This is a genomic window from Sphingomonas sp. TDK1, assembly GCF_001650735.1.
Classification (GTDB): Bacteria; Pseudomonadota; Alphaproteobacteria; order Sphingomonadales; family Sphingomonadaceae; genus Sphingomonas.
This window is the reverse complement of sequence record NZ_LXVY01000048.1, coordinates 266,770-280,265: the sequence shown is the minus strand read 5'-3', so window position 1 is coordinate 280,265 and position 13,496 is coordinate 266,770. Positions and strand designations below refer to the sequence as shown.

General features: G+C 69.7%; 14 protein-coding genes. 7 read left to right on the top strand and 7 right to left on the bottom strand.

Annotated elements, in window-relative coordinates; genetic code table 11:
* Window positions 1–21: 21 nt before the first annotated feature.
* Window positions 22–2,499, bottom strand: coding sequence for a PhoX family protein (locus tag A7X12_RS24235; RefSeq protein ID WP_064314130.1), 2,478 nt, complete (start codon window positions 2,497–2,499; stop codon window positions 22–24).
* 102 nt (window positions 2,500–2,601) lie between these two features.
* Here A7X12_RS24235 and A7X12_RS24230 point away from each other — a divergent pair, with 102 nt between their 5' ends.
* The 3 genes from A7X12_RS24230 to A7X12_RS24220 are packed head-to-tail and all read left to right on the top strand — an operon-like array spanning window position 2,602 to window position 4,081.
* The gene (locus A7X12_RS24230; protein WP_232318673.1) at window positions 2,602–3,204 is read left to right on the top strand and encodes a hypothetical protein; all 603 of its coding nucleotides are present in this window, start codon (window positions 2,602–2,604) and stop codon (window positions 3,202–3,204) included.
* On the top strand, window positions 3,201–3,653 hold the full coding sequence (locus tag A7X12_RS24225) for a hypothetical protein (protein ID WP_064313982.1): 453 nt from the start codon (window positions 3,201–3,203) through the stop codon (window positions 3,651–3,653). The genes A7X12_RS24230 and A7X12_RS24225 overlap by 4 nt, the downstream gene beginning before the upstream one ends.
* Complete coding sequence (locus A7X12_RS24220; protein WP_064313981.1) at window positions 3,650–4,081, top strand: hypothetical protein; 432 nt, start codon at window positions 3,650–3,652, stop codon at window positions 4,079–4,081. Before A7X12_RS24225 ends, A7X12_RS24220 begins: the two co-directional genes overlap by 4 nt.
* On the opposite strand, the gene gspD is transcribed toward A7X12_RS24220, so the two are convergent.
* The 5 genes from gspD to gspG are packed head-to-tail and all read right to left on the bottom strand — an operon-like array spanning window position 4,075 to window position 8,272.
* Window positions 4,075–6,156: a type II secretion system secretin GspD gene (gene gspD / locus A7X12_RS24215; RefSeq protein ID WP_232318672.1), complete on the bottom strand. Its 2,082-nt coding sequence runs from the start codon at window positions 6,154–6,156 to the stop codon at window positions 4,075–4,077. The two genes, A7X12_RS24220 and gspD, sit on opposite strands and share 7 nt — an antisense overlap.
* A gap of 13 nt (window positions 6,157–6,169) precedes the next feature.
* Window positions 6,170–6,958 carry a type II secretion system protein N gene (locus tag A7X12_RS24210; protein WP_064313980.1) on the bottom strand — a complete coding sequence of 263 codons (789 nt, stop codon included), beginning with the start codon at window positions 6,956–6,958 and terminating at the stop codon, window positions 6,170–6,172.
* On the bottom strand, window positions 6,955–7,305 hold the full coding sequence (gene gspI, locus A7X12_RS24205) for a type II secretion system minor pseudopilin GspI (RefSeq protein ID WP_064313979.1): 351 nt from the start codon (window positions 7,303–7,305) through the stop codon (window positions 6,955–6,957). Before gspI ends, A7X12_RS24210 begins: the two co-directional genes overlap by 4 nt.
* Window positions 7,305–7,790, bottom strand: coding sequence for a GspH/FimT family pseudopilin (locus A7X12_RS24200; RefSeq protein ID WP_064313978.1), 486 nt, complete (start codon window positions 7,788–7,790; stop codon window positions 7,305–7,307). Before A7X12_RS24200 ends, gspI begins: the two co-directional genes overlap by 1 nt.
* Entirely contained in the window at window positions 7,790–8,272 is a 483-nt protein-coding gene (gene gspG, locus A7X12_RS24195) for a type II secretion system major pseudopilin GspG (RefSeq protein WP_084446073.1), read from the bottom strand. Before gspG ends, A7X12_RS24200 begins: the two co-directional genes overlap by 1 nt.
* Window positions 8,273–8,305: 33 nt before the next feature.
* Here gspG and gspL point away from each other — a divergent pair, with 33 nt between their 5' ends.
* The 4 genes from gspL (at window position 8,306) to A7X12_RS24175 (ending at window position 12,763) form a co-directional block, all read left to right on the top strand.
* Window positions 8,306–9,421, top strand: a complete 1,116-nt coding sequence (gene gspL, locus A7X12_RS24190) for a type II secretion system protein GspL (RefSeq protein ID WP_064313977.1) — start codon at window positions 8,306–8,308, stop codon at window positions 9,419–9,421.
* Entirely contained in the window at window positions 9,418–9,918 is a 501-nt protein-coding gene (gene gspM / locus A7X12_RS24185; RefSeq protein WP_064313976.1) for a type II secretion system protein GspM, read from the top strand. Before gspL ends, gspM begins: the two co-directional genes overlap by 4 nt.
* Complete coding sequence (locus A7X12_RS24180; RefSeq protein WP_064313975.1) at window positions 9,915–11,381, top strand: GspE/PulE family protein; 1,467 nt, start codon at window positions 9,915–9,917, stop codon at window positions 11,379–11,381. Before gspM ends, A7X12_RS24180 begins: the two co-directional genes overlap by 4 nt.
* A 155-nt stretch (window positions 11,382–11,536) precedes the next feature.
* On the top strand, window positions 11,537–12,763 hold the full coding sequence (locus A7X12_RS24175) for a type II secretion system F family protein (protein WP_064313974.1): 1,227 nt from the start codon (window positions 11,537–11,539) through the stop codon (window positions 12,761–12,763).
* 35 nt (window positions 12,764–12,798) lie between these two features.
* On the opposite strand, the gene A7X12_RS24170 is transcribed toward A7X12_RS24175, so the two are convergent.
* A complete protein-coding gene (locus tag A7X12_RS24170; protein ID WP_064313973.1) occupies window positions 12,799–13,434 on the bottom strand; it encodes a type II secretion system protein N in 636 nt (211 codons plus the stop codon).
* Window positions 13,435–13,496 lie beyond the last annotated feature (62 nt).

The following is a 13,496-nucleotide window of genomic DNA, read 5'->3' as shown; positions in this document are numbered from 1 at the left end:
TTGTACGGCGATTGATGGGCCTTAGAGGCCGACAACGCCGCCGTCGTTCTTGGTGATCACCACCACCGCCGAGCGCGGGCGCACGCTCGCCGCAACGGTGCCGCCGGCCTGGCTGTCGGGCCAGTGGCTGGTCGGCTTGGTGGGATCGGTCGCGCCTTCGCCGGGGTGCTGGATGCCGACGAACAGCGTGCGGCCATCGGGCGTCGAGTCCACGCCGGTGATCTCGCATTCGACCGGGCCGACGAGGAAGCGGCGGAGGTTGGCGCCGGGCGCCGCGCCGATACGGGTCGCCTGGGTGGCCGTCGCGCCGTTCGATCCGGTGTTGGTGATCGTTCGCGCGCCGCCGTCGCCCACGGTGCCCGGCTGGGCGGCGAGCATCATGCAGTTGGTGACGTCGGTATAAGCACCGTCATCCGTCTGCAGCCACATGATCGGCTTCACCTGGCCGCCGGCATGGGTAGCACGCGCAAAGGCCATGCCGTCGGGGCTGGAGAAGTCGTTGCTGTCATCAAGCGACGACAGGTTGATGTTGGCCTTGTCCAGATCGGCACCCGCACCGAAGGCGAAAATGTCCCAGGTGAAGCTGGTCGCTTCGGTATCGGCTTCCTTCATCCGGATGATGTGGCCGTTGGGGTTGCCATATTGCGCCGTTTTCGCGGTGCCGTACGGGTCGTTGTAATGGCGCGGGTTGGCCGCGTCGGTGCCGGTAAGCGGGCGATTGGCCGCATTGTTGTTGGTCAGCGTGACGTAGATTTCGCCGGTGACCGGATTGACCGCGGTCCATTCCGGGCGATCCATCGGCGTCGCGCCCACCACGTCGGCCGCGAGGCGCGCGTTCACCAGCACATCGGCCTGGTTGGCGAAGGCATAGGTCGCGTTGCTCGCATCCACCCCGTTCTGGCCGAACACCAGCGGCAGCCAGCTTCCGGTGCCGTCGGCGTTGAACTTGGCGACGTAGAGCGTGCCGTTGTCGAGATACTTGTCGCCCGTCGCAAGCCGGTCGCTGGCGGTAGCGTCGGCGGCGACCCAGGCGGTGGCCGAGATGAACTTGTAGATATATTCGCGGCGGGAATCGTCGCCCATATACCAGGCCGGCTTCTTGCCGACCACGAACGCGCCGGGCCAGCAGCCTTCATGGCCAAGACGGCCCAGCGCGGTGCGCTTGCGGGGCGTCGAGGTCGGCGCATAGGGATCGATTTCCACGATCCAGCCGAACTGGTTCGGTTCGTTGCGGAAATCGTCGGTCGCCGTGCCGGTGCCGGCGCGCGCGTCCCAGCGGCGGAACAGCGTGTTGGTCGAATCGGCCGGGGTCACCGTGGACCAGCCATAGTTGCCGCTCCCGCTGACGCCGTAGCGGGCGAGGGCGGTCAGTTCCCTGGCGGTGCGGTTCGCATTGTCGCCGGTGCGGCGGAAATACCCCGCCCAATTCTCCTCGCAGGTGATCGCGGTGCCCCAGGGCGTCGTGCCGTTGGCGCAGTTGTTGATGGTGCCGCGACCTGCCACGCCGGTCGGTGAGTAGACGGTCTTGAGCAGGTCCGATCCCTTGGCCGGGCCGCTGAATGCCATCGGCGTCGCCGGCGTGATGCGGCGGTTGTAGGTCGAATCCTGCTTCACGCTCCAGGCGCGGGCGGCACCCTCGCTGGCCTCGGTCACGGAGACGCCGTGGCAATCGATTTCCTTCTGCGCTTCGCCTTCGGGGCGAACCTCGCCGGTCTTGGTGCCGGTCGGGCCGTTCACGTGCAGATACTGCTGGTTGATGTTCTCGTGGTTCTGCACGATCAGCCCGCGGGTCGAGCTGTTCGCGTCGCGTGCGGTGCCGTCGGCGTTCAGGCCATACCAGTACAGCGCGTCACCATGATCGCCGATACGCTGGGCGAAGTTCGTGTCGGTGCCGTCGTTCTTGTAGGCGGGCACGTTCGCCGCGATCGGGTCGCCGGTGCGATTGATCACGGTGACGGTGTAGCCGGTCGGCACGGTGACGACATCCAGCTTGTTCTTGGCGACGGCGGTGAAGCCGAGGGTCGCGGGCGTCACCGTGACGCTGGTGTCCGCGAAGGACGTCTGCCCGCGCGAATCGACGGCGGCAAAGCGGAACTTGAGCTCGGTCGAGGCTGCGACGACGGGCGCGAGGAAGGTGGCCGTGTTGGTCGAGGCGTTGGTCAGGGTAACCTGGGGACCTGCGACCTGGGTCCACGCCACGCTGCCGACCTGCTTGTCGTCGGTCGCGGAACCGGCCAGTGTCACCATGCGGCCCGCGGTGGTGGCCGCTGCCGTTCCGGCCGATACGGCGGGGGCGGTATCGCTTTCGAGATTGTTGTTGTCGCAAGCGGCCAGTAGCGAGCTTCCCATCGTCGCGGCGACGATCGCGCTCGATCCGCGGAGCAGGGTGCGACGCGAATAGCGCTGGTCGGCGAGTTCGTTGAGCGTGACGGCGGTGCTGTGGTTGGTATCCACATCGCCATCGGTATAGCCAGACGGCGTCTCGGTTAGGTCGGTCATCGGATTCCCCTTTTCGGCCGGGCGTGCGGCTCCCGGTTCGTGCTTCTCCATGGGGAAGCCAGATGAAGCGATGATGCCGTTGCCGTGACGGATCGGCGACGCTTGCGGGGCGATCGTGTGACACTTGCCAATGGCGGCGTTCCGGCTAAGCGCAGCCGCATGACGCCGGCCGAACCCGATCGCGATACGCCGCCCATGCCCAGTCTTGCCGGGCAGCTAGGCGTGCGATTGCAGGGATTTGTCCGGTGGCGCCCGCTGCCGGCGCCGGCGGGGCAGGGGGGGCGATGGCCGTCGGTGGCGCTGGTACTGCTGATCGCCGCCGGGCCGATGGCGACGATGCTGGGGGCGATGGCGCTCGCGTCGAAGGTGGAGGCGGAGGCGCGGGCGGCGCATGCGCGGCTGGCGCCCAGGGTTGCTGCCGAACGCGCGTGGGGGGCGGCGCGCGACGTGCTTTCGGCAGCGCTGCATCGCGCGGGGCCAGCGCAACTGCTGGACCAGCTGGCGGCGGTGCTGCCGGCCGATGCCAGCGTGGCTCGTGCCGAGCGGCTGGCGAACGGCGCGCTGGAGATCGAAATCGCGACCAGCGATCCGGACGCGCTCCGCGCCGCGCTGCGGCGGTCTCCGGCGCTTGCCGGTCTGCGCGACGTGCGCCAGCAGGAAGGCGAGGGGCGTACGCTGGTGCTGTTGCGGCAGGTGGAAGCGTGAGCCGCCGTCCGGTTCTGTGGGGCGTCGGCATGGGGCTGATCCTCGCGCTGCTCCTTGCGCCCTGGACGGGCACCGCGCTCGGGCGGCTGCACAAGGCACGGCTGGCACGCGACCGGGAGGTGGCGACCTTGGCGGCGCCGCAGGTCATGGCACCGCTCCTTGGCCCTGGCCAATCGGTCCCGCCGCCGGGCATCGCGGCGGTGCGTGCGCGGATCGAGCAGCGCGCGCGGGCGGGCGGCGTGCTGATCGAGGATGCCCAGCCGATCCCGGCCCCCGCGCCGCTTGTCGCGATCCGATTGCGGGTATCGGGTCCCGAAAAGGCGGTCGTCGCGCTGGCCGATTCGATCGAGCGGGATCAGCCGCTCCTGCGCTTCCGGGTCTGGCGGCTGGTGCCGGCGGAGGGCGGCGGCGTGCGCCTGTCCGGCGAACTGGTGGGAGCCACACGATGATGTCGCGGCGCCAGGGCCTCGCACTTGCGCTGGCCGCGATCGTCGCCGTGGCGATGCCGGCGATGTTGCTGCGGCCGGGGACGCCGCCGCCCGCCGTGCCGGCGCGCGCCGTGCGGTCGCTCGAGATCGGCGGTCGCCCGCCGCTTGCCCATGCCTATGACCGCGCCCTGTTCGCCGCGACGGCCGCCGAGGAGGCGCCGCTGCCGGCGGATGCGCCGCAGCTCACCGGGATCGTCGGGCGGCTCGGCACGGACGCGGTAGCCTTGGTCCGCACCGCGCAGGGGAGCAGCCGCAGCCTCGCCCTCGGCGACAGCGTCGACGGCTGGAAGCTCGAGTCGCTTTCCATCGACGCGGCGCTGTTCAGCCGGGGCGGGCAGCGGGCGCGGGTCCCGATGCCTGCGGCCGATGCCGGGCCCCCGGCTCAGTAGATCCCGTCGATCTCCACCCGCAGCCGGGCGGGCGGCGGCGCGAGCAGCAGGCTGTTGCGCTTGGCATTCTGCGCCTCGTCGGCGCGCAACCGGGCATAGCGATCCTTCGCCGCCGCGCTGGCGTCCACCCCGTCGCGCAGGATGGTCGGCTTGAGGAAGATGAACAGCGTGCGCTTGGAATGCTGCTCCTTGCGTCCCTTGAACAGCTCGCCGATCAGCGGGATGTTGCCGAGCACCGGCACCTGCTGGCGCACGTCCTGATAATCGTCGCTGGTCAGGCCGCCGAGCACGATGGTGGAGCCGTTGTCCGCAAGCACGGTGGTGTTGATAGCGCGCTTGTTGGTGATGAGATCGGTCGCGCGCGAGACGGTGGTGCTCGCGATCGACGAGGCTTCCTGGTTCACCTGCAGACGGATCGTGTCGCCGGCATTGATCCGCGGCAGCACCCGCAGCGTGATGCCCACGTCCTTGCGCTCGATCGTGTTGTACGGTGTCGCGGCGCTGGAATTGGTGAGGATCGAGCCGGTGACGAACGGCACGTTCTGCCCGGCGATGAACTCGCCGGCGACATTGTCGAGCACCGTGATCTGCGGCGTCGACAGCAGATTGGCGCGGCTCGACGTGCCCAGCGCCTGGAGCAGCACCGAGAAATCGTCGCCGATCTTGAAATTGCCGGTGAACCCGCCGGCGGTGGTGCCGAGGATGGACCCTGCCGGCACGCCAAGCGCGGTCAGCACGGCGCCCAGCGACGGGCCGGCCGCGTCGAACGAGGTTCCCGCGCCGGTGACCCGGTTCAGTACCGCGCCGCTCGTGCCGATCTGCACCGCGAGCTGCTCGGCGTCGTCGCCGGTGATCTCGGCGATCGCGGCTTCGATCAGCACCTGCGGCCGCCGCACGTCCAGATCGCGGACCAGCGGTTCTATCGAGGCGATCGCGCTGGGCGCACCGCGCACCACGATGGCGTTCAGCTCGGGGGCCGGCTGGACGGTGAGGTCGGGCGTCGAGAAGCCCTTCGGCGTCTGCGGCGCGGTCGACTGCATCATCGGCGTGGTCGTGCCGGTCGCGGCCTGCACGCCGGTGCCGGTGGGAAGCGATGAACCCGGCGTGCCGCTCGACATGCCGGTCGCCCCGCCCGACAGCGCGCCTTGTGCGGACAGGCGCGCAAAGGGATTGCTGTTGCCGGTGGAAAGGCTGTTCGCCACCGCATTGTCGGTGCTTTCGCCGAGGCCGAGCACGCCGCGCAGCACGTCGGTCACCGTTTCGGCATCGGCGTAGTTCAGCCGGAACATGCGCGTGATCGGGGTCGACCCGCCCGGCAGGTCCAGCGACGCAACGATGCGGCGGCCCTCCGCCACGGCGGCGGGCGTGCCGCGCAGGATCACCGTGTTGCTGCGCTCGTCGGCAGCGACGCGCGTGCCTGCGCCCTGGTCGCCGCCGAGCACATTCTGCACCGATTGGGCGACGGCGGGTGCGCTGCCGTTCTTCAGCGCGATCGCGGCGAAGGTCGCCCCGCCGCCGCCGTCCAGCTGGCGAATGATCGATTCGATGCGGCGAACATTGTCCGCATAATCGGTGATGACCACGGCATTGGGCGCCGTTAGCGGCTCGACGCTGCCGAAGCTCGCCACCAGCGGCCGGGCGATGCGGGCGGCGTCCGCGGAGGGCACATTGGACAGGCGGACCATCCGCGTCATCAGCTCCTGGCCCGCAATGCCGCGCGCCGGCACGCCGCCGTCGCGCACCGCGTTGGCCGCGGGCACGATCCGCCAGGCGCGGCCCGATCGCACCGCCGCATAGCCGTTGGCGCGCAGCACCGACTGGAACAGGTCCCACACCCCGCCGGGCGTGAGCGGACTCGACGAGGTGACCGTCACCACGCCCTTCACCGCCGGGTCGAGGATCAGCGTGCGGCCGGTGATGCGCGAGATCTGATCGGCGACGTCGGCGATTTCCACGCCGCGCATGTTGATTACCACGTCGGCGGCCTCCTGCGGCGCGGCCTGCGCAGCGGCCAGCACCGGGTTCAGCAGCATCGGCGCGAGCGCGAGGCAGGCGAGGGCAGGGCGAATCTTCACGGGGCTCTCTCTTCTATCGCAGCGGAACGGTCAGCGTCATCCGCCGTCCGTCGCGCATGATCTGTATCTGGGCCGAACCGCTTGCTTGCGCGGCGGCGAAGGCGGCATTGGCTGCCTGGGTGTCGGTGAGCGGGGTGCCGTTGACCGACGTGATGACGTCGCCCGCCTGCATGCCCGGGGGGCCGTTGCTGCCGATGCGCACGCCATCCGCCGTCTGGGTGGCGCCCAGCTTCTGCAGGACCGCGGCGCTGTTGCCGGGCAACGGCGCTGCGGCTTGCGCGGGCGCCGCGGCTGTCTGTCCCGCGGCACCGGCAGGCGCCGCGGCGGCAGCCTGGCGCTGTTCGGGCGACAGCGAGGGGTCGGGAAAGGCAAGGAACTCGCGACGCCCGCCATTGTCGAAAATCACGCGGTCCCGCTGGATGGCGGAGATGGTGGCGCCGTTCACCGCCTGGCCGACGCGAAAGCCGGTGGCGGGCGCGCCGCTCACCGCGATGAAGGCAGTGGAAAGTTCGGCGGGAATGGCGGCGACGATGCCCTTCAATTCCAGCGGGAGCGTGGTCGGCTGCGGCGCATCGACGATCAACGGCTTGCCGAACGGTGCCAGCGCGATGGCGGGCGCCATGTCGGGCGCCACGGCAGGGCCGGACCGCCCGGAGGGCACGGTGATCGCACCGGTGCCGGCATGCCCGGCGATTCGCCAGGTCAGCCCGGCTAGCGCGACAGCGACCGAAACGACCATCGCGCCGGTCAGCAGGTCGAGCGCGGTGCGGGTCTGGCGCGGCGTGAGGGTGGAGCGGATCATTCCTTGCGTCCGTCCACGAAGCCGTCGAGCGATGCAAGCGGCGTCTTCTCGGCAGCGGGGAACACGCTGATGCGCACGCGCACGATCTCGGGGTCGTCGGTGCTGCGCTTGTCCACGGCGATGCGCCAGCGTTCGCCCAGCATGTCCGCCTGCGATTCGTCGGGAATGCCGGCCTCCAGCTCCGCCAGGCGATTCTCGGCGACCCACATGGCCGCGGCCCGGCGCTCCAGCCCGCGCGTGGAATCGATGTGCGTCTGCACCGTGCGCATCAGGCCGACCGTCGCGATGGCCAGCACCGCGAGCGCCACCAGCGCCTCGATCAGCGAAAATCCCTGCTCGTCCGCCATCAGGATGCCGGGGCCGGGGTGGCCGTCGCGGTCATGCCGTCATAGCGCACCAGCCAGCGCTGGTTGCCGTTGTCGATGGTCGCTGCCATCGGCTTGCCGGACCCGTCCACGCCCAGCACGACGGGCGGACGCGTATCCAGCGTGAGCGTGATGCCCCCGGGCAGCGTGTGCGGCGCGAGCGCGCCGTCGCTGCGTGCGGCCAGCCGGCCGTTCGGGCCGATCGTCGCGAAGCCATAGCCATGCGACTGTGCGGTGAAGGCGATCACCCGGTCCCCGAGCATCGCGTCGTCGGCTGCCGCCTGGAGGCGGGAGGCGAGGCGGCGCGCCTCGGTCTCCACGCTCGGCTTTCGCGTGGCGGCGCCGATGCCCAGCGTCACCGCACCGGCGGCGACACCGATGATCGCGAGGACGATCAGCATCTCGATCAGCGTCATGCCCGCCTGGGAGGCGCGACGCGCAGCGCTGCCGGCCCCCCCGCGGAGCATCAGCCCTTGCCTTCGATGTCGGCGTCGATGCCTTCGCCGCCGGGCTTGCCGTCCTTGCCGAAGGAGCGAATGGTGAACCCGCCGCCTTCCGACTTGTATTCATAGGGCTTGCCCCAGGCATCGAGTGGCGGCGCGGAAAGATAGCCGCCCTGCGCCCAGTTTGCCGGCACCGGCGGGATGGTGGGCTTCTCCACCAGCGCCTTCAGGCCCTGCTCGGTCGTCGGGTAATCGCCATTGTCGAGGCGATACATCTTCAGCGCGCCTTCGATGCTGGAGATGTTGCCCCTGGTGGTGGTCACCCGCGCCTCGTCGGGCCGGTTGATCACATTTGCGGTGATGAGACCCGCGACCACGGCGATGATCACGAGCACGATGAGCATCTCGATCAGCGTCAGCCCGGCTTCATGCTCGCCGACGGGGGAGAGCTTGCGCGGGGCGCGCTGCGATGCGATGTCACAAAATGGTTTCAAACTTATGCGCATCCCTGCCTCATGCGTCCTACCCATGAAGCTTCTGTGACACGCGGCGCCCGAACGCCGGATCTGCCGCCGCCGCACGCCGGGGGTGTGTGGACGCTGGCGGGCGACCGCCTGATCATAGTCTCCGCCGAGGGACCCGCAACCATCCTCGTGCCGACCGAGCGGGTGCGGCTGCTCAACGTCGATCTGCCGTTGCCGAATCGCGCCCGCCGGCTCGCCGCCCTGCCGTTCGCGATCGAAGACCAGGTGGCGGAGCCGCTCGATTCGCTGCATTTCGCGCTGGGCGCGCGAACCGATCCGGCCGGGGCCCCGAACCGCTATCTGGTGGGCGTGGTCCGGGCGGAAATCATGGCCGCATGGACAGCGCTCGCCGACGAACAGGGGCTGGGCGGCGCGCCGATGGTGCCCGATGTCCTTCTGCTGCCGCGACCGGTCGAAGGCTGGGCGGTGTCGGTGCGCGACGGCCGGGCGCTGGTGCTCGCTGCCGATGGGACGGGCTTCGCGATGCCGGAGGCGCTGCTCGGCGCGGCCTGGGCGGCGGCGGGCCAACCGCGAATCCATAATGTCGGCGTGCCGCTGGGCGGTGACCTGCCGGCCGATGCCACGACGCCGGACCTGCGCGACGATGCGACCCGCGCCGACGTTGCCGCGGCCGAATTGAACCTGCGGCAGGGCGCCTTTGCCGCGCGTCGCGAGCGCGTGTCGGGCGGCTGGCGGCGGCTCGGCTGGATCCTCGGCCTCGGTGCGGCCGCGCATATCCTCATCGCCGGTGGCGACGCCCTGATGCTGCGCAGTATCGCGGATCGCCGTGCGGCGGAAACGCGGGCGCTGGTTTCGGTCGCGGCGCCGGGGACGGATCTCACCGGTGATCTCAAGGCCACCGTCACCGATCTTCTACCGGCCGGCGGCGCCCGCGCGCCCGATCGTTTCGTCCCGCTGCTGGCGCGGGTTTCGGCGGCGCTGGGCCCGCTGGCCGGCAGCATCGCCGTGCGGTCGGTGCGCTATGAGGGCAGAGTGATGACGATGGACTGCGATCCCGGCCCGCCTGATCTCGCCGCCCGAATCGCAGCGGCGCTGCGTGCGGGGCGGATCCAGGGGCAGGCCACGGCCTCGCCAGACGGCTCCATTCGCATTACGGCAAGCGCTGCATGAGCAATTTTCTCCGTACGCAGCTGCCGACTCTCGATGCCGGCCTTTCCCGTGCCGGCGGCTGGTGGCAGGGGCGCAGCGCTCGCGAGCGGATGATGCTGGCGGGGCTGGGGCTGTTCCTGGGCGCGATGGTGCTGATCTACGGCGTGGTGAAGCCGATCCAGGGCGCGCGCGCCGCCGCGCTTGCCGATATCCGTACCTATGAAACGCTCAACGCGCGCATCCGGGCGGCGGGATCGCTGAGTTCGGCCAAGCCGCAGCGGCGCACCGGCGCACCCGAGGCGATCGCCACCCAGTCGGCAGGTGCGTTCGGTGTTGCGCTGACCACCGCGCCGATTCCCGGCGGGGTGCGGGCGACGGTGGCGGATGCGAGCTATGAGTCGCTCGTCCACTGGCTTGCGGACGTGACCACGACCAGTGACCTGCGGGTCCGCCGCGTCACGCTCCAGCGACTTGGGGCGCCGGGGCATGTTTCCGGCACCGTGGAGTTCGGTCAATGATCCTCGATGTGCCGACCTTGCCCTATGGTTTCGCGCGCCGGCACGGCGTGCTGCTGCGCGAGACACCCCAGGGAATCGAATGCGTCCACCGTGCGGACGCGCCGCTCGATGGGTTGCTGGAGGTGCAGCGACTGGCGCCCGGCGCGGCCTTCGTCCGGCTCGACGGGGCTGCGTTCGATGCCGCGCTGGGCGAAGCCTATGGCGGGGCGGGCGGGGCGGCTGCCGATATCGACCTGGGCGGCATGGATCTGGCAGCGCTCGCCGACAGCGCCGCGAGCGTCGATGACCTGCTCGACACGCGGGACGACGCGCCGGTCATCCGCCTGATCAACGCGCTCCTGATGGAGGCGGTGAAGGAAGGTGCGTCCGACGTGCATGTCGAGACGCAGGAGAAGCGGCTCGTCGTCCGCTTCCGCGTGGATGGCGTGCTGCGCGACATGATTGAGCCGCCGCGCGCGCTGGCGCCGCTGCTGGTCAGCCGCATCAAGGTGATGGCCAAGCTCGACATCGCCGAGCGGCGCGTGCCGCAGGACGGCCGCGTGACGCTGCGCATCGGCGGCCATGATGTCGATGCGCGCGTCTCGACCATTCCGACCCAGCATGGCGAGCGGGTGGTGCTGCGTCTGCTCGAAAAGGGGTCGCTGAAGCTCGATCTGTCGGGGCTCGGCATGAGCGAGCGCGACCAGGCGGTGTTCGGCCGGCTGCTGGAGCGGCCGCACGGCATCCTGCTGGTCACCGGACCCACCGGATCGGGCAAGACGACGACGCTCTACACCGCGCTCACTCGCCTCAACGACCGCAAGCGCAACGTGATGACGGTTGAGGATCCGATTGAGTACGAACTGCCGGGTGTGGCGCAGACCCAGGTAAATCCGCGCACCGATATGACCTTCGCGCGGGGGCTGCGCGCGATCCTGCGCCAGGACCCGGACGTGATCATGGTCGGCGAGATCCGCGACCAGGAAACCGCGGAGGTGGCGGTGCGCTCCGCGATGACTGGGCATTTCGTGCTGTCGACGCTCCACACCAACAGCGCGGTGGGGTCGGTGACCCGGCTGATCGACATGGGGGTGGAGCGCTATCTGCTCGCGCCGATGGTCGTCGGGCTGTGCGCGCAGCGGCTGGTGCGGCGGCTGTGTCCGAGCTGCCGCCGCGAGGATGTGGCGAGCGAAGCGGACTCGCTACTGCTCGGCGGTGCGCTGCCGGTAGGGGCTACGGTATGGCGCGCGGTCGGCTGCGACCAGTGCCATGAGGAAGGCTATCGCGGCCGGGCGGGGCTGTACGAGGTCGTCGCGGTGGACGACGCGTTCCAGAAGCTGATCCATGACGGCGCCAGCGAGGCAGAGATCGAGCGCCACGCGCGAGCGGACAATCCCGGCCTGCTCGATGACGGCGTGGCCAAGCTCCAGGCCGGGGTGACCACGGTGGAAGAAGTTGCCCGAGTCGTGAGGGATGAGGCGTGAGGCCACGTTGCAATCCTCCCCTCGAAGGGGAGGTGGCGCGCGCCAGCGCGACGGAGGGGTGTCACCGATGGGGAGGCGGATTCTTTACTACAGCCGCTACACCCCTCTACCACGCCTTCGGCGCGGTCCCCCTTCCCTTGCAGGGGAGGATCTGAATGCCCGCCTTCGCCTATCGCGCGGCCGACCGCACCGGTGCCGCCAAGCGCGGCGTGATCGAAGCGTCCAGCCAGGCCGCCGCTCGGGCGTTGCTGCGTGAGCAGGCGCTGCTCCCGCTTTCGGTCGAGCCCGCGGCGGAGCGCGGCCGCTCGATCGGCTCAATTACCCTCCCGCGCTTTGGCCGCAGCGGAGTAAGTGCCCGTGCGCTCGCCACCGTCACCCGGCAAATTTCCACGCTGGTCGGATCCGACATCGCCATCGAGGAGGCTCTGCGCCTCGTCGCGACGCAATCGGAGCAGCCTGCGGTAAGCTCGCTGCTGCTGGATGTGCGCGGCGCGATCCTGGACGGGCGTAGCTTCGCTGCGGCACTCGCTCAGCACCCCAAGGCTTTCCCGGAATTCTACCGTGCATCTGTGGCGGCAGGCGAAGCTTCCGGCCGGCTGCCGGACGTGCTCAACCACCTCGCCGAGTTCGTGGAGAATCGGCAGGCCAACGGTCAGAAGCTGCAGCTAGCACTGCTCTATCCCGCGCTGCTTGCGCTGGTGTCGTTCGGCATGATGGTGCTGCTGATGGTTTATGTCGTGCCGGACATCGTGAAGGTGTTCGTCTCGCGTGGCGCTGACCTGCCGCTGCTCACGCGCGCGCTGATTGCGATCAGCGCGTTCCTACAGGGCTTCGGCCTGTATCTGCTGATCGCTATAGGGCTTGGCATCGTTGCCTTTGGCCGATGGCTGCGGATCCCGGCCAACCGCTTGCGTGTCCATCGTTTCTTCGCCGAGCGTCGGCCCTTTCGCCGGTTCAGCCGACAGATGAACGCCGCACGCTTCGCTGGCAGTCTTGCGACACTGGTCGGCAGTGCGGTCCCGCTAGTAGAGGCGCTGCACGCCGCCGCGGCGGTGACGCCGAATCAGTTTGTGCGTGAGAAGGCGTTCGGCGTGGCGATGCGGGTCCGCGAAGGCATCAGTCTGCGCGTGGCGATGCAGGAAGCGGAGATCTTCCCTTCGATGCTGGTCGCGATCGTCGCGTCGGGAGAAAGCTCGGGCAAGCTCGCGCCGGCGCTGGGCCGTGCCTCGGGCGAACTCGAGCGCGAGCTCGACGCGCTCGTTTCCACGCTGGTCGCGCTGGTCGAGCCGCTGGTGCTGCTGGTGATGGGCGGGCTGGTGCTGCTGATGGTGCTGGCAATCCTGTTGCCGATCATCAATCTCAACAATTTGGTAGGCGTATAAGGGATCTCTCATGCTTGCGGGAGGGTGACTTCAGGTCACATCTTCCCCTGAATCCGTGCGCCGCCCGGCAGGCCGACGAACGGCAGCGTCGTTGCGCCGTTCTTGCTCATTCCAAGGTCCAGCATGCCGTCCTCGCTGAGGATCGCGTCGAGCAGCAGCTGGCGGCGTTGGGTTGCGGGGGCCAGCCGGATCGTCGTGCGGGGACCGACATGCTCGGCTGTCAGAAGCAGCGCCGGCACTGCCGTCGCCGCGCCCCCCGCGGCCTTGGGGCGGCAGCTGCCGGGGTCCGTCGTAACTTTCCCGTCGAGCATCTGGCTTCCGCCGCGCACCGCGATCTTGGCCATCTCCACTTGCATCACCAGTTGGCACGTGAAGGGCAGGTCCGGCTGGATCGCCTGGAGCAGGCTCGCGTCCGCCGCGCCGCTGACATGGTCGAGCACTGTCCGCCCGCCGAAATGCACCAGCGCCCGTCCTCCGAGATCGGTATCCGGCCCGGTCGCCTTCCAGTCTGCTGCCAGTCCGAAACTGGTCAGCGAACGCAGCGGCGCGATCCGCCATTCGAGCTTGCTGCCGCCGGCTACGCCGACTTCGCCGTTCCAGACCGTTCCCGCCACGCCGCTTCGCCAGGGTACATTGCGGACGAGCAGGCTTGCCGGTGCGGTAGCCGCCATCGCAAGCGCATAGGCCCCTATGCCCAAGCCGACGAAGACGATAAGACGCCGCCGTGCCTCAC